Annotated in this window: 22 protein-coding genes; 11 read left to right on the top strand and 11 right to left on the bottom strand. The window is 73.7% G+C overall.

Annotation, left to right across the window (positions count from 1 at the left end):
* Positions 1-73: 73 nt before the first annotated feature.
* On the bottom strand, positions 74-1630 hold the full coding sequence (locus ACIHCX_RS01855; protein WP_400025636.1) for an HtaA domain-containing protein: 1557 nt from the start codon (positions 1628-1630) through the stop codon (positions 74-76).
* Between the two features lie 111 nt (positions 1631-1741).
* Between ACIHCX_RS01855 and ACIHCX_RS01850 the strand changes: the two genes are divergently transcribed.
* From ACIHCX_RS01850 to ACIHCX_RS01840, 3 genes are read left to right on the top strand one after another with little or no spacing between them, the layout of a single operon-like run.
* Entirely contained in the window at positions 1742-2746 is a 1005-nt protein-coding gene (locus ACIHCX_RS01850) for a hemin ABC transporter substrate-binding protein (protein ID WP_400025634.1), read from the top strand.
* A gap of 5 nt (positions 2747-2751) precedes the next feature.
* A complete protein-coding gene (locus ACIHCX_RS01845; protein WP_400026579.1) occupies positions 2752-3837 on the top strand; it encodes a FecCD family ABC transporter permease in 1086 nt (361 codons plus the stop codon).
* Positions 3834-4688, top strand: a complete 855-nt coding sequence (locus tag ACIHCX_RS01840) for a heme ABC transporter ATP-binding protein (RefSeq protein ID WP_400025632.1) — start codon at positions 3834-3836, stop codon at positions 4686-4688. The genes ACIHCX_RS01845 and ACIHCX_RS01840 overlap by 4 nt, the downstream gene beginning before the upstream one ends.
* Positions 4689-4710: 22 nt before the next feature.
* Here ACIHCX_RS01840 and ACIHCX_RS01835 read toward each other — a convergent pair whose 3' ends face one another.
* Positions 4711-5439 (bottom strand): DUF4097 family beta strand repeat-containing protein, encoded by a 729-nt coding sequence (locus ACIHCX_RS01835; RefSeq protein ID WP_400025630.1) that lies wholly within the window; start codon positions 5437-5439, stop codon positions 4711-4713.
* A 280-nt stretch (positions 5440-5719) separates the two neighbouring features.
* Here ACIHCX_RS01835 and efeO point away from each other — a divergent pair, with 280 nt between their 5' ends.
* From efeO to ACIHCX_RS01815, 4 genes are read left to right on the top strand one after another with little or no spacing between them, the layout of a single operon-like run.
* Complete coding sequence (gene efeO / locus ACIHCX_RS01830; RefSeq protein ID WP_400025629.1) at positions 5720-6856, top strand: iron uptake system protein EfeO; 1137 nt, start codon at positions 5720-5722, stop codon at positions 6854-6856.
* Positions 6857-6866: 10 nt separating this feature from the next.
* Entirely contained in the window at positions 6867-8126 is a 1260-nt protein-coding gene (gene efeB, locus ACIHCX_RS01825; RefSeq protein ID WP_400025627.1) for an iron uptake transporter deferrochelatase/peroxidase subunit, read from the top strand.
* Positions 8127-8129: 3 nt separating this feature from the next.
* Positions 8130-9002: an iron uptake transporter permease EfeU gene (gene efeU / locus ACIHCX_RS01820; protein ID WP_400025625.1), complete on the top strand. Its 873-nt coding sequence runs from the start codon at positions 8130-8132 to the stop codon at positions 9000-9002.
* Complete coding sequence (locus ACIHCX_RS01815; RefSeq protein WP_400025624.1) at positions 8962-9969, top strand: hypothetical protein; 1008 nt, start codon at positions 8962-8964, stop codon at positions 9967-9969. Before efeU ends, ACIHCX_RS01815 begins: the two co-directional genes overlap by 41 nt.
* 82 nt (positions 9970-10051) lie before the next feature.
* On the opposite strand, the gene ACIHCX_RS01810 is transcribed toward ACIHCX_RS01815, so the two are convergent.
* From ACIHCX_RS01810 to ACIHCX_RS01790, 5 genes are all read right to left on the bottom strand, one after another.
* Positions 10052-10789: a bifunctional DNA primase/polymerase gene (locus ACIHCX_RS01810; protein ID WP_400025623.1), complete on the bottom strand. Its 738-nt coding sequence runs from the start codon at positions 10787-10789 to the stop codon at positions 10052-10054.
* Between the two features lie 100 nt (positions 10790-10889).
* Positions 10890-11531: a TetR/AcrR family transcriptional regulator gene (locus ACIHCX_RS01805; protein ID WP_400025621.1), complete on the bottom strand. Its 642-nt coding sequence runs from the start codon at positions 11529-11531 to the stop codon at positions 10890-10892.
* 87 nt (positions 11532-11618) lie between these two features.
* The gene (locus ACIHCX_RS01800) at positions 11619-12614 is read right to left on the bottom strand and encodes a small ribosomal subunit Rsm22 family protein (RefSeq protein WP_400025619.1); all 996 of its coding nucleotides are present in this window, start codon (positions 12612-12614) and stop codon (positions 11619-11621) included.
* A gap of 169 nt (positions 12615-12783) precedes the next feature.
* A complete protein-coding gene (locus tag ACIHCX_RS01795) occupies positions 12784-13971 on the bottom strand; it encodes a serine hydrolase domain-containing protein (protein ID WP_400025617.1) in 1188 nt (395 codons plus the stop codon).
* Positions 13920-15227 carry a multidrug effflux MFS transporter gene (locus tag ACIHCX_RS01790; protein ID WP_400025615.1) on the bottom strand — a complete coding sequence of 436 codons (1308 nt, stop codon included), beginning with the start codon at positions 15225-15227 and terminating at the stop codon, positions 13920-13922. The genes ACIHCX_RS01795 and ACIHCX_RS01790 overlap by 52 nt, the downstream gene beginning before the upstream one ends.
* 129 nt (positions 15228-15356) lie before the next feature.
* Here ACIHCX_RS01790 and ACIHCX_RS01785 point away from each other — a divergent pair, with 129 nt between their 5' ends.
* Together ACIHCX_RS01785 and ACIHCX_RS01780 are read left to right on the top strand one after the other, a co-directional pair.
* Positions 15357-16415, top strand: a complete 1059-nt coding sequence (locus ACIHCX_RS01785) for a Gfo/Idh/MocA family protein (protein WP_400025614.1) — start codon at positions 15357-15359, stop codon at positions 16413-16415.
* A gap of 89 nt (positions 16416-16504) precedes the next feature.
* Entirely contained in the window at positions 16505-17263 is a 759-nt protein-coding gene (locus ACIHCX_RS01780) for an SDR family oxidoreductase (protein WP_400025612.1), read from the top strand.
* Between the two features lie 305 nt (positions 17264-17568).
* On the opposite strand, the gene ACIHCX_RS01775 is transcribed toward ACIHCX_RS01780, so the two are convergent.
* Complete coding sequence (locus ACIHCX_RS01775; RefSeq protein ID WP_400025611.1) at positions 17569-18795, bottom strand: D-alanyl-D-alanine carboxypeptidase family protein; 1227 nt, start codon at positions 18793-18795, stop codon at positions 17569-17571.
* A 151-nt stretch (positions 18796-18946) separates the two neighbouring features.
* The gene (locus tag ACIHCX_RS01770) at positions 18947-19942 is read right to left on the bottom strand and encodes an aldo/keto reductase (protein WP_400025609.1); all 996 of its coding nucleotides are present in this window, start codon (positions 19940-19942) and stop codon (positions 18947-18949) included.
* Positions 19943-20158: 216 nt separating this feature from the next.
* On the opposite strand from ACIHCX_RS01770, the gene ACIHCX_RS01765 reads away from it, so the two are divergent.
* Positions 20159-20704, top strand: coding sequence for a DoxX family membrane protein (locus ACIHCX_RS01765; protein ID WP_400025607.1), 546 nt, complete (start codon positions 20159-20161; stop codon positions 20702-20704).
* 67 nt (positions 20705-20771) lie between these two features.
* The gene (locus tag ACIHCX_RS01760) at positions 20772-21224 is read left to right on the top strand and encodes a MazG-like family protein (RefSeq protein WP_400025605.1); all 453 of its coding nucleotides are present in this window, start codon (positions 20772-20774) and stop codon (positions 21222-21224) included.
* Here ACIHCX_RS01760 and ACIHCX_RS01755 read toward each other — a convergent pair.
* Both ACIHCX_RS01755 and ACIHCX_RS01750 read right to left on the bottom strand, forming a co-directional pair.
* Complete coding sequence (locus tag ACIHCX_RS01755) at positions 21206-21847, bottom strand: response regulator (protein ID WP_400025603.1); 642 nt, start codon at positions 21845-21847, stop codon at positions 21206-21208. The two genes, ACIHCX_RS01760 and ACIHCX_RS01755, sit on opposite strands and share 19 nt — an antisense overlap.
* On the bottom strand, positions 21835-23817 hold the full coding sequence (locus ACIHCX_RS01750; RefSeq protein WP_400025601.1) for a histidine kinase: 1983 nt from the start codon (positions 23815-23817) through the stop codon (positions 21835-21837). Before ACIHCX_RS01750 ends, ACIHCX_RS01755 begins: the two co-directional genes overlap by 13 nt.
* Positions 23818-23926 lie beyond the last annotated feature (109 nt).

The raw sequence follows: 23926 nt of genomic DNA, 5'->3' as shown, positions 1-23926 counted from the left end.
GGTGGGGCGGCGGAGGGGATCAGGACGTGGGGGTGGGAGGGAAAGTGGGGGTGGGACGGGAAGTCGGGAAGGGTCACGACCCGGCGGACCGCTCCTCGCCGGCACCAGAACCGGAGTCCGAGGAAGCAGAGTCCGAGAAACCGGAGCCCGAGGAAGCGGAGCCTGCGGCACCGGAGTTCGCGGAGCTGTCGGAACCCGTGGCGGTCGCGGCGGACGCCGTGCGGTTTCTGCGGCGGAGGAGCGCCGTCGCGCCGAGCGCGGCCACCAGCGCGCCTCCCGTGCCGAGGGCGATCGGCAGGACCGGCGCGCCGTCGACGCCGGTGGCCGCGACCGGCTCGGCCGCGGCGGCGGAGGCGGCGGGGGCGGCCGTCGTGGGTGCGGGCGTGGCGGTGGTGTCCGTGACCGCGCTGCCCAGGTCGGGCAGGGCGGGCAGCTTGGCGTCCTCGGTGAGGGCGACGGCCAGGGACACCGGGTCCATCGCGGTGCCCGCCGGGTACATCCCGCCGAACGCCTTGGCGCCTCGGGCGGTCAGCTCGGCCGGTGCCTCGGTCACCTTGGCCAGGCCGTCGCGGGCGGTCAGGTCCTTGGCCGCGAAGGTGACCAGCGGCACCTTCGCGGCGGTCAGGCCGGGGCTCGTCACGTCGGCGTAGAGCGTGCCCGTGCCCTTGGCGACGGTGACGCGGACGGCGCCCAGTTCCAGGTCGAGGCCGTGCGCGCCGGTGAAGCGCACGGTGCCCTTGAAGGTGGCGTCGAGCGCACCCTTGTCGTACGTGCCCCGGCCGGAGGGGAAGCGGAAGAGGGCGCCGCCGTCCTGAGCCCCGTCGGTCAGGGTCCACTTGCCGCGGGCGATGTCGCCGGTGACGTACTCGCGGAAGGTGCGGCGCACGCCCCAGTCGACGGCGCCGTTCACGAGCGCCTGGTGCGAAGTCGTCTTCTTCTTCGCCGACTTGGATGGGGTGGGCGTGGGCGACGGGGCCGCCGCCTTCGCGGCCGGGCGTACGTCCGCCGCGAGGCTCACCGGGTCCAGCGGGGTTCCGGCCGTGTAGTAGCCGGCGAAGGACCGGGCGCCCTGCGCGGTGAGGGTGGCGGGCAGGTTGTTGAGGACGACCGCGTCGCCGCCGCCCTTCATGTCGATGCCGCCGAGGGAGAGGGTGGCGAAGGGCACCTGTGTGGAGGTGGTGACCCTCCCGGTGTCCCTCGCCTTGCTGACGACGTCCAGGTAGAGGGTGCCGGTGGAGCCGGAGATGCTCACGGTGGGACGGCTGAGCGTGAGGTCCAACTGGTATGCGCCGCCCGCCTCCTGGTGGCCGACGAAGCGGACCCCGCCGAAGAAGGCGGCCCGGAACGCGCCCGTGGCGCCGTCGTAGCCGCCGGTCGCCGAGTGGAAGCGGAAGGCGCTGCCGCCGACGGTCGCGGCACCGCCGGTCAGGAAGAAACTCCCCTTGGCTGTGGGCCCGGTGACATAGCTCTGGAAGGAGGACTTGATGCCCCAGTCCAGTCGACCGCCCTGGACGGTACGGCTCTCGGCGTACGCGGGGGTGGCCGGGAGGAGGGTCGTCAGCAGGGCCGCCGCGAGTACGGCGAGTGCGGTGCACCACGCGGTGACCAGGGCGCGAGCGCGCGCAGGCATGGAAGTCCTCCGGATCCGGAGCCAGTAGCAAACCAAGGTAAGGCTAACCTAAGCTATGGCCGCCGAAAGATCGGCACCGCCGACGAGAGAACGGACCGGACCGTGCCACGCTTGCGCACCCGACTGGCGACAGCCCTGGTGTCGGTGCTCGCCCTCGCCCTGACCGCGACCGGGTGCCAAGGGGGAACCGAGGCCTCCCCCACCAGGACCACGACGACGTCGGGTGCCGTGGACAACCGAGTCGAACCCCTCGCCTCCCCACCCGCGCCCCGGCTCCCCGTCACGGTCGAGTCGGCCGACGGCAGGAAGGTGACCGTCACGAAGGCGCGGCGGATCGTCCCGCTGTCCGGAAGCCTCAGCGAGATCGTGTTCACGCTGGGACTCGGCGACCGGGTCGTCGCCCGCGACATCACCGCCACCTTCCAGCAGGCGGCGAAACTGCCGGTGGTGACCCGCAATCACGACGTGTCCGCGGAGAGCGTCCTGTCCCTCGCCCCCGACCTGGTGCTCGCGGAGACCACGACCGGGCCGCAGGAGGCCATGGACCAGATCCGCGCCGCGGGCGTCCCGGTGCTCGTGGTGAAGCCGGCGACGGGCCTGGCCGACGTGGGAGCGCGCATCCGGGCGGTCGCCGACGCGCTCGGCGTCCCGGCCGCGGGCAAGGAGCTGACCGAGCACTCCCAGGACCGGATCGACGCCGTGCGCGAGGCGATCCCGGCGCACGCCGACCACCCCCGCGTCGCCTTCCTGTACCTGCGCGGTTCGGCCTCCGTCTATCTCATCGGCGGCGCCAAGTCCGGTGCGACCTCGCTGATCGAGGCGGCCGGCGGGATCGACGCGGGCGCCGACTCGGGGCTGTCGAAGGACTTCACCGCCATCACCGCCGAGGCGCTGGCGAAGGCCGCGCCGGACGCGATCCTCGTGATGAGCAAGGGGCTCGAATCCGTCGGTGGCCTCGACGGGCTGGTGAAGATCCCGGGCGTCGCCCAGACACCGGCCGGCATGGAGCGCCGGGTCGTCTCGGTGGAGGACGGCGTGCTGCTCAACTACGGGCCGCGCACGGACCAGGTGCTGCGCTCGATCGTCGACCAGTTGTACGCGGGCGGTGCCCGGTGACGGCGCTGGACGACAAGCCCGTACGCCCGCTCCAGGCGCCGCCCGCGCCCGCCGAGCGGAAGCGGCGCGGCACGCCCTGGTTGCTGACGGGTGGTCTGGTACTCGGCCTGCTCGTCCTGGTGCCGGTCGCCGCCGGGACCGGCGCGTACCCGATCCCGACCGGTGAGGTGCTCTCGTCCGTGCTGCACCGGATCGGGCTCGGTGGCGGCGGTCTCGACCGGGTCCCGGAGTCGGTGCTGTGGAACGTGCGCTTCCCGCGCATCGTGCTGGCCCTGCTCGTCGGCGCCTCGCTGGGCTGCGCGGGCGCGCTGATGCAGGGCGTGTTCGGCAACCCGCTGGCCGAGCCGGGCGTCATCGGGGTCTCCTCCGGGGCGGCGGTCGGCGCGGTCGCCGCGATCGCTCTCGGTCTGGACTTCCTCGGCACCTGGACGGTCCCGGTGGCCGCCTTCGCCGCGGGTCTGGGCACGGTCCTGCTGGTGTACGCCATGGCGCGCTCGGGCGGCCGTACGGAGGTCGTGACGCTGATCCTCACCGGGATCGCGGTGAACGCCTTCGCGGGCGCGCTGATCGGGCTGTTCCTGTTCTTCGCGGACTCCGCCGCGGTCAGCCAGATCACCTTCTGGCAGCTCGGCTCGCTCTCCCAGGCGACCTGGCCGAAGGTCATGGCCGTCCTGCCGTGCGCGGCGCTCGGGCTGGGCATCGCCCCGCTGTACGCGCGCCGCCTGGACCTGCTCTCGCTCGGCGAGGGTCCGGCCCGGCACCTGGGCGTGGACGTGGAGCGGCTGCGGATCGTGCTGGTGCTGGTCATCGCGCTGCTGACCGCGGCCGCGGTGAGCGTCTCCGGGATCATCGGCTTCGTCGGCCTGGTCGTCCCGCATCTGCTGCGCATGGTGGCAGGGCCCGGGCACCGCTTCCTGGTACCGGGCAGTGCCCTGCTCGGCGCGCTCGTCCTGCTCGGCGCGGATCTGGCCGCCCGTACCCTCGCCGCACCCGCCGAGCTTCCGCTCGGCGTACTGACCGCACTGGTCGGCAGCCCGTTCTTCTTCTGGCTGCTGCGCCGCACCCGTCGCAGGCAAGGAGGCTGGGCATGAGACTGCCGGGTTTGAGGACACGGCCGGTTCCCCCCGCCCCGGCCCGGGCCGGGGACGTGCTCGCCGAGGCGGAGGCGCTGCATGTGCGGCTGGGAGCGCGCGAGGTGCTCGACGGCGTCGACGTCTCGGTCCGCGCCGGCGAGGTGCTGGCCCTGGTGGGCCCCAACGGCGCGGGGAAGTCGACCCTGTTGGGCGTGCTCGCCGCCGATCTCCCGCCCACGCGGGGCGTGGTGCGGATCGACGGCCGCCCGGCCGCCGAGTGGTCCGCGCCCGAACTCGCCCTGCGCCGCGCCGTGCTGCCGCAGTCGGCGGCGCTCTCCTTTCCCTTCCCGGTCGAGGAGGTCGTACGGATGGGACGGGCCCCGCACGCGTCCTCGTCCTCCCCGGCCGAGGACGAGCGGATCGTGGCCGAGGCGATGGCCGCCACCGAGGTGACCGCGTTCGCCGCGCGCCCGTTCTCCGCGCTCAGCGGCGGCGAGCGGGCCCGGGTGGCGCTCGCCCGGGTGCTGGCCCAGCAGGCGCCGCTGCTGCTGCTCGACGAGCCGACCGCCGCGCTCGACCTGAAGCACCAGGAGATGGTGCTGCGGCTGTGCCGGGAAAGGGCGCACGCCGGGGACGCGGTCGTCGTGGTGCTGCACGACCTGGGACTGGCCGCCGCGTACGCGCACCGGGTGGCGATCCTGTGCGCCGGCCGTGTCGCGGCCGACGGCCCGCCCGCCGAGGTCTTCTCGGAGAAGCTCCTGTCGCGGGTCTACGACCAGCCGGTCGAGGTCCTGCCCCACCCGCGCACGGGCGCGGTTCTGGTGACCCCGAGACGGAGCCCGTCGCGGGGCGGCGCCTGTGCGACCTGATTCCGGTGGCGCACGCCGCTCATCAGGAGTGTTTGACGGTGATGGCCCCGTTGCTGGTGGTGAGGTCGAGTCGGTGCGCGCCCGACGGATCGTCGGTCACATCGATGTTCCTGGCGCCGTTGCCGGCCTTGGCGGTCACCTTGTAGCGGGCCTCGGGCACGGTCAGGGAGATGTGCCCGTTGGACGTCCTGGCCCGCACGTCCTGGGCGGTGTCGAGGGTGAGGTCGATCGAGCCGTTGGAGGTCCGTGCCTGGATCCGGGGGCCCGTGATGCCGTGCCCGCTGATCCGGCCGTTGGAGGTCCGCGCCTCGACGGGGCCGGACACCCCGTTCAGCTCGATCGTGCCGGAGCTGGTGCTCAGCTTCACCGCGCCCACGTGCGTCAGGTGGACGGAGCCGTTCGAGGTCCCGCCGCTCACCGGGACACCGGCGGGCACGTCCACCGTGTAGCTGACCGAACAGCGGCTGCAGCCGCCGAGGACCAGGACTCCGTCCTCGATCCGGTGGGTGGCGCCGTGGGGCTTGTCACCCCGGTAGGTGACCTTGCGGTGGAGCGACAGTCCGCCGTCGCCCTTGGTGCCGTTCACCGTGACACTGCCCGACCTGTTCTCCAGGCGTACCGAGGTGATCTTCCCGGACAAGGTGCTGTCGTCCTCGAAGGTCTTCCCCTGCACCAAGCCGCACGCGGCCAGTTGACCGGCCGCGACGACAGTCGCCGCCAGGATCCCGAGAGCGCGGACCCGCTGACGCATGTTTCCCCCCGTGGTGGACTTCTGCCAGGTGCCGGCTCGAACGGTTCGGGCCCGACACCCCTCGAAGCTATGCCGTGGGCCGTCACCCGGCCATGGGGTTAACCCCCGAGCGGTCCCCCCGGGACCTTTCGCCAACTCGGCGTCGTCCGGCCGCACCTGGTGGGGAATCGTCGACCTCGGCCAGTTGTGCGAGCTGCATCACAGACCCGTCCGGGAATGACTTAGATAAGCCTAGGGTAAGTTAGGCGAGCCTCACCAAACCTTTTCTTCTGGAGTCTGCATGCGCGCCGCCCGCCTCTCCGTCATCACCGCCGCCGCCGCGGTCGCTCTGACCGCCGTGACGGCCTGCACGCAGAAGAGCGGCGCGCAGGACGGCGACCGTGTGGTCGAGGTGACCGCGAAGGACGACTCCTGCGAGGTCTCGAAGAAGGAGTTCCCGGCCGGGCACGTCGAACTCGCCATCGAGAACAAGGGCTCGAAGGTCACCGAGGTCTACCTCCTCTTCCCGGACGACCGGATCGTCGCCGAGCGCGAGAACATCGGCCCCGGCATCAAGCAGAAGGTCACCGCGGAGGTGAAGGCCGGCGAGTACCTGATCGCCTGCAAGCCGGGCATGAAGGGCAAGGGCATCCGCCAGGAGGTCAAGGTGACCGGCGGCACGGTCGCCAAGCGCGACCCGAAGCTGGACGCGGCCGTCGCCGACTACCGCCAGTACGCCCAGGACCAGGCCGACGAGACCCTGCCCCGCGTCGAGGCGTTCGTGAAGGCGATCAAGGCCGGCGACCTGCCGGCCGCCAAGAAGGCGTACGCGATCTCCCGCCTCGGCTGGGAGCGCACCGAGCCGGTCGCGGAGTCCTTCGGCGACATCGACCCCAAGGTCGACGTCCGCGAGGACGGCCTGGAGGACGGCCAGAAGTGGACCGGCTGGCACCGCCTGGAGAAGGCGCTGTGGCAGGACGGCAGGATCGGTGCGGAGGAGAAGGCGCTCGCCGACCAGCTGCTCGTCGACCTGAAGGACTGGCAGAAGCGCGTCGGCACCGCCGAGATCACCCCGACCTCCATGGCCAACGGCGCCAAGGAACTCCTCGACGAGGTCGCCACCGGCAAGGTCACCGGCGAGGAGGACCGCTACGCCCACACCGACCTGGTCGACTTCAAGGGCAACGTCGAGGGCGCGCAGAAGGCGTACGAACTCCTCAGGCCGGTCGCCTCGAAGAACGACCCGGCGCTGGCCAAGGAGCTCGACAAGCAGTTCACCGCGCTCGAGGCGCTTCTCGACAAGTACCGCACGGACAAGACGTCGTACGAGTTCGTCTCCTACGACAAGGTCGGCAAGGACGACCGCAAGGAGCTCTCGGACGCGGTGAACGCGCTCGCCGAGCCGCTGTCCAAGCTCGCCGCGGCCGTCGCGAAGTAGGGGGCGCGAGATGACCGAGACCCAGGGCAGCGCTCCGTCCCGCCGCGCCGTGATCGGCTGGGGCGGGGCGGGGGTCGCGCTCGGCGCCGTCGCGGCCGGCGGCGCGGTGGCCATGACCAGGACCGGCTCCGACCTGGACCCGGTCGGCGCGGACGCGGGCGGCGCGGTGGAGTTCCACGGCGCCCACCAGGCCGGCATCGCCACACCCGTGCAGGACCGGCTGCACTTCGCCGCGTTCGACGTGAAGACCGACGACCGCGACGAGTTCGTGCGGATGCTGAAGGACTGGACGGCCGCCGCGCGCCGGATGACCGCCGGCAAGGAGGTCGGTGAGGGCGCGTACGGCGGACTCCCCGAGGCGCCGCCCGACGACACCGGCGAGGCGCTGGGCCTCAACCCCTCGCGGCTGACGCTGACCATCGGCTTCGGGCCTTCCCTGTTCGACAGGTTCGGGCTGCAGGACAGGCGGCCGGCCGCCCTGGTGGACCTGCCCAGGTTCCCCGGCGACAACCTGGACCGCTCCCGCACCGGCGGCGACCTGTGCGTCCAGGCCTGCGCGGACGACCCGCAGGTCGCCGTGCACGCGATCCGCAACCTGGCCCGCATCGGCTTCGGCAAGGTCGCCGTCCGCTGGTCCCAGCTCGGCTTCGGCAAGACCTCCTCGACCACCCCGGACGCCCACACCCCGCGCAACCTCTTCGGGTTCAAGGACGGCACCCGCAACATCGCGGGCACCGAGACCGGCCGGCTGAAGAAGTTCGTCTGGGTCGGCGACGGGGACGACGGTGCGAACGACGCCTGGATGAACGGGGGTTCGTACCTCGTCGCCCGGCGCATCCGGATGAACATCGAGACCTGGGACCGGACTCCGCTCCAGGAGCAGGAGGACATCTTCGGCCGGGACAAGGGCGAGGGCGCGCCGGTCGGCAGGCCCAAGGAGCACGACGAGCCGTTCCTGAAGGCGATGAAGCCCGACGCGCACGTACGGCTGTCGCACCCCGACGCCAACAACGGCATCACGATCCTGCGCCGGGGCTACTCCTTCACCGACGGAACCGACGGCCTCGGCCGCCTGGACGCCGGGCTGTTCTTCCTGGCCTACCAGCGCGACCCGCGCAACGGGTTCATCCCGCTCCAGCGCAAGCTGGCCGCGCACGACGCGCTCAACGAGTACATCCAGCACGTGGGTTCGGCGGTCTTCGCGATCCCGCCCGGCGTGCGTGACACGCACGACTGGTGGGGACGCACCCTGCTGTCCGAGGAGGCGTGACCCTTGTTCTCCAACTACCTGATCGGCCTGCGCGAGGGGCTGGAAGCCAGCCTCGTCGTGTGCATCCTCATCGCCTACCTGGTCAAGACCGGCCGCAGGGACGCCCTGAAGCCGATCTGGACCGGCATCGGCATCGCGGTCGCCATCGCCATGGGCTTCGGCTGCGTCCTCGAATTCGGCTCCCAGGAGCTGACGTTCCAGGCGCAGGAGGCGCTCGGCGGCTCGCTGTCGATCCTCGCGGTGGGCCTGGTGACGTGGATGGTCTTCTGGATGCGGCGCACCGCCCGGCATCTGAAGTCCGAACTGCACGGCAAGCTGGACCAGGCGCTGGCCCTGGGCACGGGCGCGCTGGTCGCCACGGCGTTCCTGGCCGTGGGCCGTGAGGGCCTGGAGACCGCGCTGTTCGTGTGGGCGTCCGTCCACGCAGCCTCCGACGGCACCCCGCGCCCGCTGATCGGCGTCGCGCTGGGCCTGGCCACGGCGGTCCTCCTGGGCTGGCTGTTCTACCGGGGCGCGCTGCGGATCAACCTCTCCAAGTTCTTCACCTGGACCGGCGCCATGCTGGTCGTCGTCGCGGCGGGCGTGCTGGCGTACGGCCTCCACGACCTCCAGGAGGCCGGCTGGGTGCCGGGGTTGGGCGATCTGGCCTTCGACATCAGCGGGGCCGTCCCGCCGGACAGCTGGTACGGCACGCTGCTGAAGGGCGTGTTCAACTTCCAGCCCGACCCGACGGTCCTCCAGGTCACGGTGTGGCTGCTCTACTTGGTCCCGACGCTCACCCTCTTCTTCGCCCCGGTAGGGTTCGCCTCCGGGAAGAGGAAGGTGACGGTGGCTGATGAGCAGGGTTCGCGGCCCTCACAGGCTTCGCAGGCTTGAGCGTTGGGCGACGGCAGCCGTCACGGCGGCCGCGCTGACACTGACGGCGAGCGGGTGCGTGGTGGTGCACGGGGAGCGTGAGGTGCTTCCGGCCACCACCCCCGCCGAGGCGGCCAAGGCGCTGACCCGGTTCACCGACGCCTACAACGCGGCCGACAAGGCCTACGACCCTTCCCTGGACGCGGACGTCGTGACCGGCGCGCTCGGCGCCATCGACGGGGCGCGGCTGAAGGCCGGGCACACCAACAACCCGGGCGGCAACTCGGCGCACACCCCGCTGACACTGACGGACGCCAGGTTCACGATCCCCAAGAAGGCGGGCTGGCCACGCTGGTTCCTCGCCGACGCCAAGGGGAACAAGGGCGGCGACCAGCGCTGGCTGCTGGTGTTCCTGCGCTACGGCGCCACCGAGAAGTGGCGGGTGGCGTATCTGACGCTGGCGCCGGCGGGGGGCGTGCCGGAGTTCCGGAAGGACGCGGACGGCCTGGCCGAGACCCTGCCCGTGGACAGCCCCCAACTGGCGGTCGCGCCCGGCGACCTGAGCAAGGCCTACGCGACGTATCTGAGCAGCGGCGGGGACGCCTTCGCCGACGGCACCCACACCACCGGCTGGCGCGGGCTGCGCGCCAAGGCCGCGAGCCGGCCGGGGCTGGCGCGGCAGTACATCGACCAGCCCATGACGGACGGCGCCTACGCCCCGCTGGCGCTGCGCACCGCGGACGGCGGCGCGCTGGTGTTCTTCACCACCCGCCACTACGAGAAGCAGACCGCCGCCGAGGGTGCCTCCGTCCCCACCCCGAACAAGGACGTCCAGGCGCTCACCACGGGCGAGGTCAAGCAGTCCCTGACGATGGAGTTCATCTCCAACGAGGCGGCCGTCGACCCGGCGAAGGGCGCGGGCGCGGCCGGGGGCAAGGTGTCGATACTGGCCCGCGTCCAGGGCCTCACCTCGGCCCAGGGCGAGTAGGACCCAAGGCGTGTAGGCGCCTGGGCCGCAGGGCCGGGACCTCGGTTACGGTGTCCGGCCACCGGGGTTCGGCCGTCGGGGGTCAGTGGCGCAGGGGCCAGGTCGTGGTGGGGAGGTCCGGCTCCTGGGCGGCGTGGCGGGCGCAGGCGTCGGTGAGGGGTTCCAGGAGGCTCAGGGGGTCCGGGAGGGCGTGCTCGGGGCCGCGCAGCCAGCGCACCTGCTGGTCGTCGTCGCCGGGCAGGCGGGCCGGCGGTACCAGGACGTAGGAGCCGCGGCAGTGCCAGCGCAGGCCCGGGTGCTCGTCCATGGTCTCCGGGTGGCAGTCCAGCTCGCAGGGCCACCACTCGTCCTCGTCCTCGGGCGTGCCGCGGGTGAGGGCGAAGAACAACATGCGGCCGTCGTCGCTCTCGGCGACCGGGCCGACGTCGACGCCCTCGGCGAGCAGCCGCTCCAGGGCCTGGCGGCCGGCCTCCAGGGGCACGTCGAGGACGTCGTGCACCATTCCGGTCGCGGTGATGAAGTTGGCCCGCGGCTGGTGCCGGGCCCAGCGCTCGATCTGGGCGCGGTCGGTGGTCGACTGCGTCTGCCAGGCGAACGACACCGGGTGCCGGGCGGGCGTGGGACAGCCGACGCGGTCGCAGGAGCAGCCGTATCCGGTGCCCGGGTGCGCGGCGGGCGCGAGGGGCAGTCCCGCGGCCGCGGCGGCGAGCAGCAGTGCCTCGCGACCGCCGTCCCCGGCGGTCTCCTTGGGGCGGCGTCCCCGCAGCCACCTGGTGAGTTTGCCCTGCCGGCCGGTGCGGTCGCCGAACTCCGCGCTCATCTATCCCCTGACCTCGCTGGTGTGGACAGCATGTCCCATGGTCCCACCATCCTCCGCCCCGCGGGACCGGAGCCGGCAACCGGGGTGGTGGCGGCGACGCTCAGCGCGGCGCGAGCCCGTACAGCGCGTAGTCGACGAGGGTGTCGGTGTACGCGTAGGAGATCGGCGCCGTGCGCTGGAGCCAGCGCTGGGCGAGCGGGGAGACGAAGAGCTCCAGGGCGATCCTCGGGTCGACGCCGGGGCGTACGGCGCCGGCGTCCTGGGCCGAGCGCAGCCTGCGGACGTACAGCTCCAGCTGCGGCTCGAGCAGCTTGGCCACGAACTGCCGGCCGAGCCGCTCGTTCACCACGCCCTCGGCGGCCAGGGCCCGGGCGGGCGCCTCGAACGCCGGGTCGAGGAGTTCGTCGACGGTGGCGCGCAGGACGGCCTTGAGGTCGGCGGCGAGGTCACCGGTGTCGGGGATCCCGTCCGGCGGCCCCTCTCCCGGCCCGTCCCCCTGCTCGTCCCCCTGCCGGGCCGCCGCCTGCTCGCCGAGGTCGAGGAACGCCTCCATGAGCACCTCCGCCTTCGAGGGCCACCAGCGGTAGATCGTCTGCTTGCCCACCCCGGCCCGCGCCGCGATCGACTCGATGGTGGTCTTCGGATACCCGGTCTCGGCGACGAGCGCGAGGGCGGCCGCGTAGATCGCGCGGCGGGACTTCTCACTGCGGCGGCTGGCGTCGGGGGCGGGCTTGTCGGCCATGCGCCGACGGTAGCAGGGACGTGAGACGGCGCGTCTCGCCGCTCCCGCCGAACCGTGCGGGTCCGCCACCCGCCGCGGTGCCGGTGGTCAGCGCGTCGGGTCGGGGGGCGGCCAGGGGGCGCCCCAGTCCGTGTCGCGGGCCGCCTTGTACAGGTCGCCGTGGCGCTTGGTGACCGTCTCCCGGCGCAGGCCCTCGTCGGGCGCGCAGAGGTTCAGCAGGACCTGGCCCTTGCGGATCTGGGGGCGGCGGACGACGCGCGCGGGGGCCGGGGTGGCCGGGAAGCGGGTGGCGGCGACGTAGCTGAACTTCTCGTCCTCGTAGGCGAGGGAGCCGCCCTTGACCTGCCGGTGCAGGGAGGACCGGCTGACCCGGGCCGAGAAGTGGCACCAGTCCGTTCCGGGCACGATCGGGCAGGCGGCGCTGTGCGGGCAGGGCGCGGCGACCTGGAAGCCGGCCGCGATCAGCCGGTCCCGGGCCTCGATGACGCGGGCGTAGCCACCGGGTGTGCCGGGCTCGACGACCACGACGGCACGGGCGGCGGCCGCGGCGGCGTCCACGACGGCGGCGCGGTCGGCCTCGGTCAGCTCGCCCAGGACGTAGGAGACGGTGACGAGGTCGGTGTCGTCGAGGGTGAGCGCCGCGCCGATCCGGGCGCGCTGCCAGCGGGCGTCCCGCAGGGCCGGGTCGGCCTCGGCTATCTCCCGGCCGAGGGCGAGCGCGGGCTCGGCCCAGTCCAGTACGGTGACCGGCCGGATCCCGTCCCAGGTGGCGCCGACGGCCCAGGCGGCGGCGCCGGTGCCGCCGCCGACGTCGGTGTGGCTGCCGGGCGTCCACTGCGGCGCGGCCTCGGCGAGGGCCGCCAGCGCCGAGCGCACCGCCTCGAAGGTGGCCGGCATCCGGTACGCGGCGTACGCGACGACGTCCGCGCGGTCGCGCAGGATCGGCGCGTCGGTCGGGGTACTCCCCCGGTAGTTGGCGATCAGCCGCTCCACGGCGCCCGCGGCCTGCCGGGGCGGCAGCCCGTCGAGCAGCCCGGAGAGCGCGGCACGGAGGGTCTCCGACGGGGGTACGACGTCGTTCACCGTGCGATTCTCTCAGGTCCGGCGGACCCCCGGAACCGCCCCCGACGCCTCTCGAACCCGACCACCCGCGCCGCCGGGTCACCGCGGCGCGCAGGGGTCTCGCGGCTCTCGGGCCCGGCAGGCCGCCCCGGCCCGTCGAACCCGGCGGGGGCCCGGGGTACTCGCCCCCTCAGGTCCGGCGGGCGCCCCGGACCGCCCGTGCCAGCCGTGTCGCCGCCGTCGCGCGTGGGCCGCTCGCGGGTGGGCGGCGGCAGGGGTGGACCGTGGTGGCCAGGAGGACCAGGAAGGTGTCCGTGGCGGGGTCGAGGACCAGGGACGTGCCGGTGAAGCCCGTGTGGCCCACCGCTCCGTGGCCCGCCAGCTCGCCCATGAACCACGGCTGGTCCACGGCGAAGCCCAGCCCCGGCGGGGCGAGCAGCAGGTCGACGAGGTCGGGGCCGAGGATCCGGGCGGGGCCGTAGGAGCCGCCCGCGAGCAGCGCGCGGCAGAAGACCGCGAGGTCGGGGCCCGTCGAGAACAGGCCCGCGTGACCGGCCACGCCGCCCAGCGCCCAGGCGTTCTCGTCGTGGACCTCCCCGCGCAGCATCCCCCGGTCCGCCTTGGCCCACGGCCGCCGCTGGTCCTCGGTCGCCGCCGCGTCGGGGCACGGGCCGAAGCGGGTCGAGGCCATGCCCAGCGGTCGGGTGATCCCGTCGCGGACCAGGACGTCCAGGGGTCGGCCGGTGACCCGTTCCAGGACGCGCTGGAGCAGCAGCGGGTTGAGGTCCGAGTAGGTGTACGTGCCGGGCACGCCCACCGGGGCCTCCGCGCGCAGCAGCGCCGACCGGGAGGCGTCGTCGGGGCAGTCGTACAGCGGGAGTTCGGGCCGCAGCCCGGAGGTGTGGGTGAGCAGCTGCCGTACGGTGACGCCGTGCGCGGCGGCCGCCCGGAACTCCGGCAGGTACGCCCCCACCCGCGCGTCGATGCCCAGCGTGCCCCGTTCGATCTGCTGCACGGCGGCGACCGCGGTGAACAGTTTGGTGAGGGAGGCCAGGTCGAACGGCGTGTCCACGGTCATCGGCACCCGCTGGTCGGGCGGCAGTTCGACGCCCCGGTCGGTGGCCGGGTCGTAGGACGCGTACCGCACCGCCCAGCCCGCCGCCTCGGCCACGGCGATCACCGGGCCGCGTCCGGCGATCACGACGGCGCCGGCCGCCCAGGGGTGCTCCCCGGCGGTGAGGTCGTGGACCTCGCGGACGAGGTGACGCAGCTCGGCGGGGTCAAGTCCGGCCTTCTCCGGTGTGTCCCCGCGCAGTCTCGGTGCGCTCAGCTCTCCTCCTGCACGCTCTCGGCCGCATGTGGCCTCCAGGGACGGCACATTCCCATGAAGCAGGCCAGCGCCACCAGCGCGGCCGCCAGTTGGACCAGCGCCATCGGCACGGCGGTGTGCTCCCCGGCGATCCCGACGAGCGGGGAGGCGACCGCGCCGATGAGGAAGGAGGACGTACCGAGCAGGGCGGACGCGGAGCCGGCGTGCTGCCGGGTCCGCATCAGGGCGAGCGCCTGGGCGTTGGGCAGGGTGACGCCCATCGCGGACATGAGCACGAACAGCCCGGCGGCCACGGGCACCAGGCCCACGTCCCCGAAGACACCGGCGGCCATCAGCAGCAGACCGGTCGCGGCCAGGATGACCACGACGAGGCCGACGGCCAGCACCCGGTCCAGGCGGACCCGGCCGACCAGCACCCGGCCGTTGACCTGGCCCACGATGACCAGTCCGACCGAGTTGAGCCCGAACAGCAGGCTGTACGTCTGCGGGGAGGCGCCGTAGATCTCCTGGATCACGAACGGCGAGGCGGCGATGTACGCGAACAGCGCGGCGAAGGCGAAGCCGCCCGCGAGCAGGTACCCGGTGAAGGCGCGGTCGGCGAGCAGCCCGCGCATCGAGCCCAGCGTCTCGCCCACCCCGCCGCCGTGCCGGCCCGCGGGCGGCAGGGTCTCCGGGAGCCGGGCCCAGACGACCGCGGCCAGCAGCGCCCCGACCACCGTGAGGACGACGAACACGCCCCGCCAGTCCGTCACCCGCAGGATCTGCCCGCCGATCAGCGGCGCCACGATCGGGGCGACCCCGGATATCAGCATCAGGGTGGAGAAGAAGCGGGCCATGGCCACGCCGTCGTACAGGTCCCGGACGACCGCGCGGGCGATCACGATGCCGGCCGCGCCGGACAGGCCCTGGGCCAGCCGGAAGGCGACCAGCGTCTCGACGTTCGGGGCGAACGCGCACAGCGCGGTGGCGAGGACGTAGACGGCGAGCCCCGCCAGCAGCGGACGGCGGCGCCCCCACCGGTCGCTCATCGGGCCGACCACCAGCTGCCCGAGCGCCATGCCGGCCAGGCACGCGGTGAGCGTGAGCTGGACGGTCGCGGCCGGGGCGTGCAGGGACCGGGTGACCTCCGGCAGGGAGGGGAGGTACATGTCCATCGCGAGCGGGGGCGTCGCGGTCAGCCCGCCGAGGATCAGGGTCACCAGCAGTCCGGCGCGGCGGGCCGCGCGCGCCGGCGGGCCGGCGGGTCCCCGCTCCGGTACGGCCGTTCGCGGCGCGTACGGTGCCGGCGCCCCACCCTCCGACATGTGTGTCCTTCCTCACCCGGCGCTTGCCGGGCCCTCTGCGGCCCTTGGGCCCTCTGCGGCTGATCCGCCGCCTATGCTCTCAGCTCGTACACCGTGCCGAGGAACGCGCGAGCGAGGGTGGGGTCCGGGATGTCGGAAGTGTCCGGGGTGGCGGAACAGACGGTGCGCTGGGGAATTCTGGCGACCGGCCAGATGGCGGCCGCGTTCACCGCGGACCTGGTGGACCTGCCGGACGCCGAGGTCGTGGCGGTGGCCTCGCGCGCCGAGGGTCCGGCGAAGGCGTTCGCGGAACGGTTCGGGATCCCGCGGGCCTACGGCGACTGGCAGTCGCTCGCCGAGGACGGCGACATCGACGTCGTCTACGTCGCCGCCCCGCACACGGCCCACCGGGCGGCCGCCGGCCTGTGCCTGGAGGCCGGGCGGAACGTGCTGTGCGAGAAGCCGTTCACGCTGAACCTGCGGCAGGCCGAGGAACTCGTCGCCCTCGCCCGGGAGCACGACCGGTTCCTGATGGAGGCCATGTGGATGTACTGCAATCCACTGACGCGGCGGATCAAGGCACTGGTCGACGACGGCGCGGTCGGCGAAGTGCGCACCGTCCAGGCCGACTTCGGGCTCGCCGGCCCCTTCCCCGCCTCGCACCGGCTGCGCGACCCGCAGTTGGGCGGCGGGGCGCTGCTCGACCTCGGCGTCTACCCGGTGTCGTTCGCCCAGTTGCTGCTCGGCGAGCCGTCGGACGTGACGGCCAGGGCGGCGCTCTCCGCGGAGGGCGTCGACCTCCAGACCGGCGTGCTGCTCTCCTGGGACGGCGGCGCGCTGGCCCAGCTGCACTGCTCCATCACGGGCTCCACGGCGACCTGCGCCTCGGTCACCGGCTCCGAGGGCCGGATCGACGTGCCCTCCGGCTTCTTCCACCCGGAGAGCTTCGTGCTGCGCCGGCACGGCCGTGAGCCGGAGGAGTTCACCGCGGACCCGGCCGACGGTCCGCGCACCAGCCTGCGGCACGAGGCGCGGGAGGTGATGCGGGCCCTGCGCGCCGGCGAGAAGCAGTCGCCTCTCGTGCCCCTGGACGGCACCCTGGCGGTGATGCGGACGCTGGACGCGGTGCGGGAGCGGATCGGCGTGCGGTATCCGGGGGAGGCGGCCGGACCGGACGCCGGCCAGGCCCGGGAGGCCGCGCTCGCCTGAGCCCCGCCCGAGACCCGCGGCCTCGGCGGGCATCCGTATGGCGGACAGTGGATTCCGCGTGGCGGACCGTCCTCGTACGCTCCGATGCCATGACCGACAGGCAATCGAAGATCGCGGTGGTGACCGGAGCCGGCTCGGGCATCGGGCGGGCCGTCGCCGTGGAACTGCTGCGCGCGGGCTGGTGCGTGGCCCTGGCGGGGCGGCGCCCCGAGACCCTCGAGGAGACGGCGGCGCTCGCACCGGGGTCCGCCTCCCTCGCCGTGCGCACCGACGTGGCCCGGCCGGACGACGTGGCCGCGCTGTTCGCCGCCACCGTCGAACGGTTCGGGCGCGTCGACCTGCTGTTCAACAACGCCGGCACGTTCGGGCCGGGCGGCGTGCCGGTGGAGGACCTGTCCTACGAGGCGTGGCGGCACGTGGTGGACACCAACCTCAACGGGGCCTTCCTGTGCGCGCAGGCGGCGTACCGGCGGATGAAGGAGCAGGACCCTCAGGGCGGCCGGATCATCAACAACGGCTCGATCTCGGCGCACACGCCCCGGCCCCACTCCGCGCCCTACACCGCCACCAAGCACGCCCTGACCGGCCTGACCAAGGCGCTCTCCCTGGACGGGCGGCCGTACCGGATCGCGGTCGGGCAGATCGACATCGGCAACGCGGCCACCGACATGACGGCCCGGATGGAGACGGGCGCCCTCCAGGCCAACGGGGAGGTCGTACCGGAACCCGTGATGGACGTCGCCGACGTGGCACGCACCGTGCGGCACATGGCGGAGCTGCCGCTGGAGGCGAACGTGCAGTTCGCGACGGTGCTGGCGACGACGATGCCGTACGTGGGGCGGGGCTGAGCGGCACGGGACGGACCGGATGAGGGACCACGTGACGGACCGCGTGCGGTACGGGACGGGCCACCGACGGTGATCTGCACAAGCGGAATCCCAACGTTCGTACCGCCAAAGCCGGTTGGCCCCCTATGCTCGACATCTCCTCCACCAAAGCTTCACAGTTGGAGCAGCGCGCTTCCGTCGGCCGGGCCCAGAGCCACATTCCCGGGGGGAGGCGGCAGCCGTTCCACCGCACCGGCAGGGGGTGAACCCCGCGGCGGGACCGCGGGGTACGCGCCGGCGCGTGGAACGGCTGCCGCACTGTCGGCTCAGCGCCGGTGGCGGCCCCCGGAGTCCGCGGCGACCGCGCCCCGGCGCCGGCGCAGTGCCCACACGCCGCCGGCGAGCAGCGCGACCGTCCCGCCCGCCCCTTCCAGCAGCCGCCAGGCCGAGGGGTGGCTCTCCGCCGCGGCGCCCGGCGGCCCGGCCGCGGCCGGTGCGGCCTGCTTCTCGGGCGGGGGACCCGCGTCCGCCTTCGCCCCGCCCTCGCTCAGCGGCTCGACCAGCGTGCCGACGGGCTGCGCGGAACGCCCCTGCCCGAAGCCCCAGTCGAGCAGGGCGGCGGTCTCCTCGTAGACGGCGTTGCTGCCGGCCGCGGGGTTCAGCACCGTGACCAGCAGGGTGCGGCCACCGCGTACGGCCGCGCCGGTGAAGGTGTTGCCGGCATCGCTGGTGTAGCCGTTCTTCACCCCGATCAGGCCCTGGTACGCCTTCAGGCCCCACGCGCCGGTCAGCAGGCGGTCGGTGTTCTGGATCTGGAAGCTCTTCTTGCGGCCGGCCGGGAAGTCGGCGTCGCGCGTGCCGCAGTAGCCGCGGAAGTCGGCGTCGCGCAGCCCGTGCCGGGCGATCAGCGTCAGGTCGTACGCCGAGGACAGCTGACCGGGGTGGTCGAAGCCGTCGGGGCTGACCACGTGCGTGTCCAGGGCCTGGAGGTCCTCCGCCCTGGCCTGCATCTCGGCGACCGTCTTCGCCACTCCGCCGTTCATGTGGGCGAGCACGTGCACGGCGTCGTTGCCCGAGCGCAGGAACACGCCCTGCCACAGCTGCTCCACCGTGTAGGTGGTCCCGGCCTGGATCCCGACGAGGCTGGAGCCCATGGGGATGTCTGCCAGGTCGGCGTCGGTGACGGTGTGCCGCTCGGCACGGTGGAACTTCCTCAGCACCGTGTCCGCGAACAGCATCTTCAGCGTGGAGGCGGGCGCGAGGCGCTGGTGCGCGCGGTGGGCGGCGAGCACGTGTCCCGTCTCCCAGTCGGCGAGGAGCCAGGCACGGGCGGTGAGGCGGCCGGGAAGACCGGTGGCGCCGCTCACCTGCACCCCCGCACGCGCCAGCCGCTCGCCGCCGACCACGGTGGCGGCGCGGGCGGGGGTGGCGGCCGCGGCCGGGCCGGTGCCGGTCAGGGCGGTCAGCGGTGCGGCCGTGGCGAGGGCGAGCAGGGAACGCCTGGTCAGGGGGTGGGGGGACGGGGAGTGGGGGGACCGAGAGGAATGACGCACCCCGGGACCGTACAAAGCGATCCCGAGCCCGTGCACGGGATGCGCTCAAAACCTGACTAAAAGATCATCAAAGGGCGAGTCACCGGATGCCCTGCCGGATCACGTTCCCGACCCGCTCCCGACCCGCACCCCGCCCGGCTCCCTGCCCGCCTCACCGCCCCAGGATGCGGTCGGTCTCGGCCAGCTGGGCGGGGGTGAGCGGGCCCTTGGCGAGCGCGCCCGCGTTCTCCTCGGCCTGGGCGACCGAGCGGAAGCCGGGAATGGGAACGGTCCGCGTGCTGCGCGCCCACAACCAGGCCAGGGCCCCCTGCGCGAGCGTACGGCCGCCGCTGGTCAGGACCTCGCGCAGCGCCTCGACACGGACCAGCCACTCCGGGTCGGCACCGGAGCCGTCGCCGAAGCCCTTCAGCCAGGCGGGCGGCCGGCTGCGGATGTCCCCGGCCTCCAGGGGCGCGCGCCCGGCGTACTTGCCCGTGAGCAGTCCCATGGCCAGGGGGCTGCGGTCGACGCTCGCAAGGCCCCTCTCCTCGCAGAGCGCGAGCATCCCGGGCGCGTCCTGGAGCACGTTCAGCGCGTGCTGCACGGCCGTGCAGTGCTCACCCTCGGCGAAGACGACCGCGCGGGCGGGGTCGTCCGTGCTCCAGGCATAGGACCGGATCAGTCCCTCGGCCACGAACTCCTCGCAGGCGTCCCGAAGGGCGGCCGCTTCGTCGGGCCGTGCGTGGGAGAGGTGCAGCTGGTACAGGTCCACATGGTCGGTGCCGAGGCGGGCGAGGGACGCGGTGAGGGCACGGCGGGCGTGCTCGGGCGTGGCGTCCTGCCCGTCGGCCGTGCGGGTGCGCTCGTCGAACAGGTTGCCCCACTTGGTGGCGACGACGACCTCGTCCCGGCGCTTGCCGAGGGCCCGCCCGAGCAGCCGCTCACTGTGCCCGCACCCGTAGACGTCTGCTGTGTCGAAGAAAGTGACGCCGAGGTCGAGGGCGCGCCTGATCGCCCGTACGGACTCCTCGTCGTCCACCGCGCCCCAGCCGAGCGGCTGCCCGTCCGCGGACTGCCACTCCCCGCCGATCGCCCAGCACCCGAAGCCGAGCGCGCTGACCTCCGTCCCGCCGCGTCCCAGTGTCCTTGTGAAGGTGGTGGTCTCCATGCCCGGGAACGCTACGAGTTCGAGCGCACACGAGGACAAGGGACCGTGCGGGGACTCGTGTCACGTCGGGAGCGTCACATCGCCCCCGGACCCCGCCACCCGAACGGCCCCCACGACGGGCCCGCCGGGTGTGGGCGGTGCGACGGTGGACATCCGGAAAGGGGCCGGAAAGGGCTCGTTGCCGCCGTTCCTCCGCCGTCTGCCTGGGGAGTCACCGTGACCTGTTACGACCGCCGCGATCTGGGCCTGCTGCTGCTCCGGCTGGGTACCGGCGGCGTGCTGGCCGCGCACGGCGCGCAGAAGCTGCTGGGCTGGTTCGGCGGGGGCGGGATCGAGGGGACCGGCCGGTTCATGGAGTCCGTGGGCTACCGGCCGGGGAAGGCGAGCGCGATGGCGGCCGGCCTGGCCGAGGCCGGCGGCGGTCTGCTGCTGGCCGTGGGCCTGGCGACCCCGGCGGCGGGCGCGGCGGCGGCCGGTGCGATGGCGGGGGCGGCGGCGGTGCACGCCCCCAGCGGCTTCTTCGCGCAGGGCGGCGGCTACGAGTACGCCGCCTCGCTGGGCCTGACCTCCGCGGGCCTGGCCATCGCGGGCCCCGGCCGGATCTCCATGGACCACGCCCTCGGGCACACCGTCGACCGCGGCTGGATGGTCCCGGCGGCGTTCGCGACGGTGGCCGCGGCGACGTGCGTGGTCCTGGGCGCGCGCGTACGGCAACTGCGCAGGGAGAAGGAAGGGGAGCAGGAGACGCTGTTCGAGGAGTAGACGCTTTTCGGGGCGTGGTGGGGAGGAGTGAGGAGTAGGACGCGGTGGTCGTGGCAGGCTGCGCCGCATGAGCGATCAGCAGCCCGGCGCCGCGCCGGCACCGCCCGAGGACCTCTGGTCCGCCGTCGACGACCTGTGGGCCTGGCTGGACGGGCATGACCCCCGCGACGAGGGCCGGGAGGCGGCGGTGCTGCCGCGGGTCCTGAAGCTGTCGGAGGAGGTCGGGGAGGTCGCCCAGGCGGTGATCGGCGCGACCGGCCAGAACCCGCGCAAGGGCGTCACCCACACCTGGGACGACGTCGAGGCGGAACTGTGCGACGTGGCGATCACCGCTCTGGTGGCCCTGCGCACCCTGACCCCGCAGGCCCGGGAGGTCTTCGCCCGGCATCTGGGCCGGGTCAGGCAGCGGTCCCTGGGGTCGGGGCCCCCGGAGCCGGAAACCCCGGAGCCGGGTGCACTGGGTCGGGATGGTGACGAGCGATCAGGTCCGGTTGAGCTCGGTCAGGCCCGGTTGAGATAGAGGAGCACCGCCAGCACACGGCGATGGTCCTCCGCGGAGTGGGCCAGGCCGAGCTTGGTGAGGATGGAGCTGACGTGGGTCTCCACCGTCCGGTGGGTGAGCCACAGCCGGCGCGCGATGCCGACGTTGGTGCGGCCCTCCGCCATCAGCGCCAGCACCTCGCGCTCCCGGGCGGTCAGGGACTCCAGCGAATCGGCGGTCCGATGCGCCCCGATCAGTCGCGACACCACCTCGGGGTCGAGGGCGGAGCCCCCGGCCGCCACCCGGCGCAGCGCGTCCAGGAAGTCGTCGACGTCGAACACCCGGTCCTTGAGCAGGTAGCCGAACCTCCCCCGGGACACCAGGTCGACGGAGTGCCGGGTCTCGACGTGCTGGGAAAGCAGGACGATCCCGATCTCCGGGTGGGTGTCGCGGATCCGCCGGGCCGCCCGGACGCCGTCGTCGGTGAGGTCGGGCGGCATCCGGATGTCGATGATCGCCAGATCGGGGCGCGTGGCCGCGACCGCCGAGACCAACTCGGGTGCGTCCTGCGCCTTGGCCACCACCTCGTACCCCGAGTCGGCCAGCAGACGTGCCAGGCCCTCCCGGAACAACGCCGAGTCCTCACCGATCACCACGCGCACGGCAGCACCGCCTCCACCACGGTGCCGCCACCCGCCGGGCTGGTCAGCCGTAGTGTGCCGCCGGCCGCCTCGACCCGGTCCGCCAGCCCCGCCAGGCCGGCACCCGGGCGCAGGGTGGCCCCGCCCGGCCCGTCGTCGCCGATCCGCACGGTGACCCGGCCGGCGACCCGGTGGACACGGACCGCGATGGCGGCCTGGCCCGCGTGCTTGACCGCGTTGGTCATCGCCTCGCTCACCACGTAGTAGGCGGTCATGGCCACATCCTCGGGAAGGTCGTCGACGGCAGCCTCGAGCCGCACCGGCACCGGTGCCCGGCCGGCCAGTACGGCCAGCGCGTTGCCGAGCCCGTCATCGAGGCTGCTCGGCCGCAGACCGTGCGCGATCTGCCGCAACTCTGCTACGGCTGACGCAAGTTGGCGCACCGAGCGGTCGAGCAGGTCGTCGACGTCGACCGTGCCGTCGGCAAGGTGGCGCTGTGCCAGGCGGATCGCCATGCCCAAGGAGACCAGGCGCTGCTGCGCCCCGTCGTGCAGGTCGCGTTCGAGGCGCCGCCGCTCCTCGTATCCGGCGTGCAGCAGCCGTGTGCGGCTGGCCTCGGCCTCGTCGAGTGCCCGGCTGACCTCGATCCGCAGCCGGACCACCTCGACGAGCAGGGCGCAGGCGGACGCGACCTCGCGCAGCAGTTCCCGACTGCCGGTGCCACCGCGGACGATCGCACCGATGTCATGGCCGCCGAGCCGCACCGGAGCCACGTACGCCTCCCCCGGATCCAACGCCGCGCCCGCCGCGTCGACCAGCCCGGACGCACCGGGCAGCCGGTAGCCGACCCTGAGCAGCGGATCACGCAGGGCCTCGCGCAGCGCCTGCTCCAGCTGCTCGGGCCGGTCCTGGCCGGCGTGGGTGCGGACGCGCAGGCCTTCGATGGCGGTCAACGCGGCCTGCCGCGCCGGGTAGAACCGTCCGTCGACCCGTCGCTGGAGCCGGGAGCGCAGCGGGGACAGAGCGGCGGCACAGACGGCGGTGGCCGCCGCGGCCACCGCCGGTGAGGTCCGTCCGGCGCCGAGGCCGGCCACGAACGAGGCCGCCGTGTAGAAGCCCAGCAGGACCGTGGTCACCAGGCCGTAGCTGACCGCGGTGCTGATCGCCCGGTCGATGTCGTAGAGGTCGTGCCGCAGCACCGCGATCGTGGTCGCCACCGGGATCGCCAGGGCCGTCGCCGCCAGGCCGACGACGGCCAGTTCCGGCCCGCCGAGCAGCAGGTAGCCGGCCCAGCACAGCAGCAGGGTCAGCGGCAGGAAGGCGGCACCGAGCGCGAACCACTTGAGCTGTGCCCGCCGCACCTCGTCGGTGGCCCGCCGGTAGCGGACCACCACCGCCGCCGCGGAGGCGGTCAGCAGCCCGAGGAAGACCGGCAGCAGGAACAGCGCCACCGCACCCAGCACCGGTACGTAGGGCTCGGAGAGCCGCAAGGGACGCGGGATCGACTCGAGGGGCTGCCGGAACGGTCCGGGGTCCACCGCCGCGATCAGCGTGAACAGCGTCGGCACGACCAGCAGCCCGGCGACCGCCCAGCGCCAGCGCCGGCCCGGCAGCCGCCCGTCGGGGAAGACCAGCATGAGCAGCGCGGCGGGCACGTAGAGGAACATCCAGTCGCCCTGCGACAGCGCCGCGTACCAGGAGGAGACCGCCAGGCCCGGCCGCCGGGCGAGAGCCAGCGCGGAGAGGTCGCTGACCGTGAGCCACACGGTCGTCGCGCCGACCAGGACCAGCAGCAGACCGACAGCGCTGTCCGGCCGGCGGACGGCGACGAGCATGCCGAGCACGACGGACGGCAGCCCGAAGGCCGCACCGATCGCGAACGCCGCGGCCGCGCCGGCGTCGCCGGTGAGCACGGCGAGCACCACTCCGGCGACCGCCAGCAGGCACGTCAGGACTGCGGCGGCGGTCGCGGACAGACGCCGAGTTGCCACGAACTCAGGGTAGTTCGGGCGGTCACCAGGAGTGAATACGTGTCAGCACGGAGACACGGTCCCGGGCCGGCCCCGATCCGCAGGCCCGGTACGCGGCCCCAGACTCCGG

This window comes from Streptomyces sp. NPDC052043, from assembly GCF_044548235.1.
GTDB lineage: Bacteria > Actinomycetota > Actinomycetes > Streptomycetales > Streptomycetaceae > Streptomyces.
This window is presented reverse-complemented; position numbering and strand designations above follow the sequence as displayed.

Coding starts and splice junctions, on each gene's coding strand:
- ACIHCX_RS01840 (WP_400025632.1), top strand. CDS start 3,834: ATGAGACTGCCGGGTTTGAGGACACGGCCGGTTCCCCCCGCCCCGGCC.
- ACIHCX_RS01785 (WP_400025614.1), top strand. CDS start 15,357: ATGTCGGAAGTGTCCGGGGTGGCGGAACAGACGGTGCGCTGGGGAATT.
- ACIHCX_RS01805 (WP_400025621.1), bottom strand. CDS start 11,531: ATGGCCGACAAGCCCGCCCCCGACGCCAGCCGCCGCAGTGAGAAGTCC.
- ACIHCX_RS01815 (WP_400025624.1), top strand. CDS start 8,962: ATGAGCAGGGTTCGCGGCCCTCACAGGCTTCGCAGGCTTGAGCGTTGG.
- ACIHCX_RS01770 (WP_400025609.1), bottom strand. CDS start 19,942: ATGGAGACCACCACCTTCACAAGGACACTGGGACGCGGCGGGACGGAG.
- ACIHCX_RS01810 (WP_400025623.1), bottom strand. CDS start 10,789: ATGAGCGCGGAGTTCGGCGACCGCACCGGCCGGCAGGGCAAACTCACC.
- ACIHCX_RS01790 (WP_400025615.1), bottom strand. CDS start 15,227: ATGTCGGAGGGTGGGGCGCCGGCACCGTACGCGCCGCGAACGGCCGTA.
- ACIHCX_RS01760 (WP_400025605.1), top strand. CDS start 20,772: ATGAGCGATCAGCAGCCCGGCGCCGCGCCGGCACCGCCCGAGGACCTC.
- ACIHCX_RS01835 (WP_400025630.1), bottom strand. CDS start 5,439: ATGCGTCAGCGGGTCCGCGCTCTCGGGATCCTGGCGGCGACTGTCGTC.
- efeB (WP_400025627.1), top strand. CDS start 6,867: ATGACCGAGACCCAGGGCAGCGCTCCGTCCCGCCGCGCCGTGATCGGC.
- ACIHCX_RS01855 (WP_400025636.1), bottom strand. CDS start 1,630: ATGCCTGCGCGCGCTCGCGCCCTGGTCACCGCGTGGTGCACCGCACTC.
- ACIHCX_RS01780 (WP_400025612.1), top strand. CDS start 16,505: ATGACCGACAGGCAATCGAAGATCGCGGTGGTGACCGGAGCCGGCTCG.
- efeO (WP_400025629.1), top strand. CDS start 5,720: ATGCGCGCCGCCCGCCTCTCCGTCATCACCGCCGCCGCCGCGGTCGCT.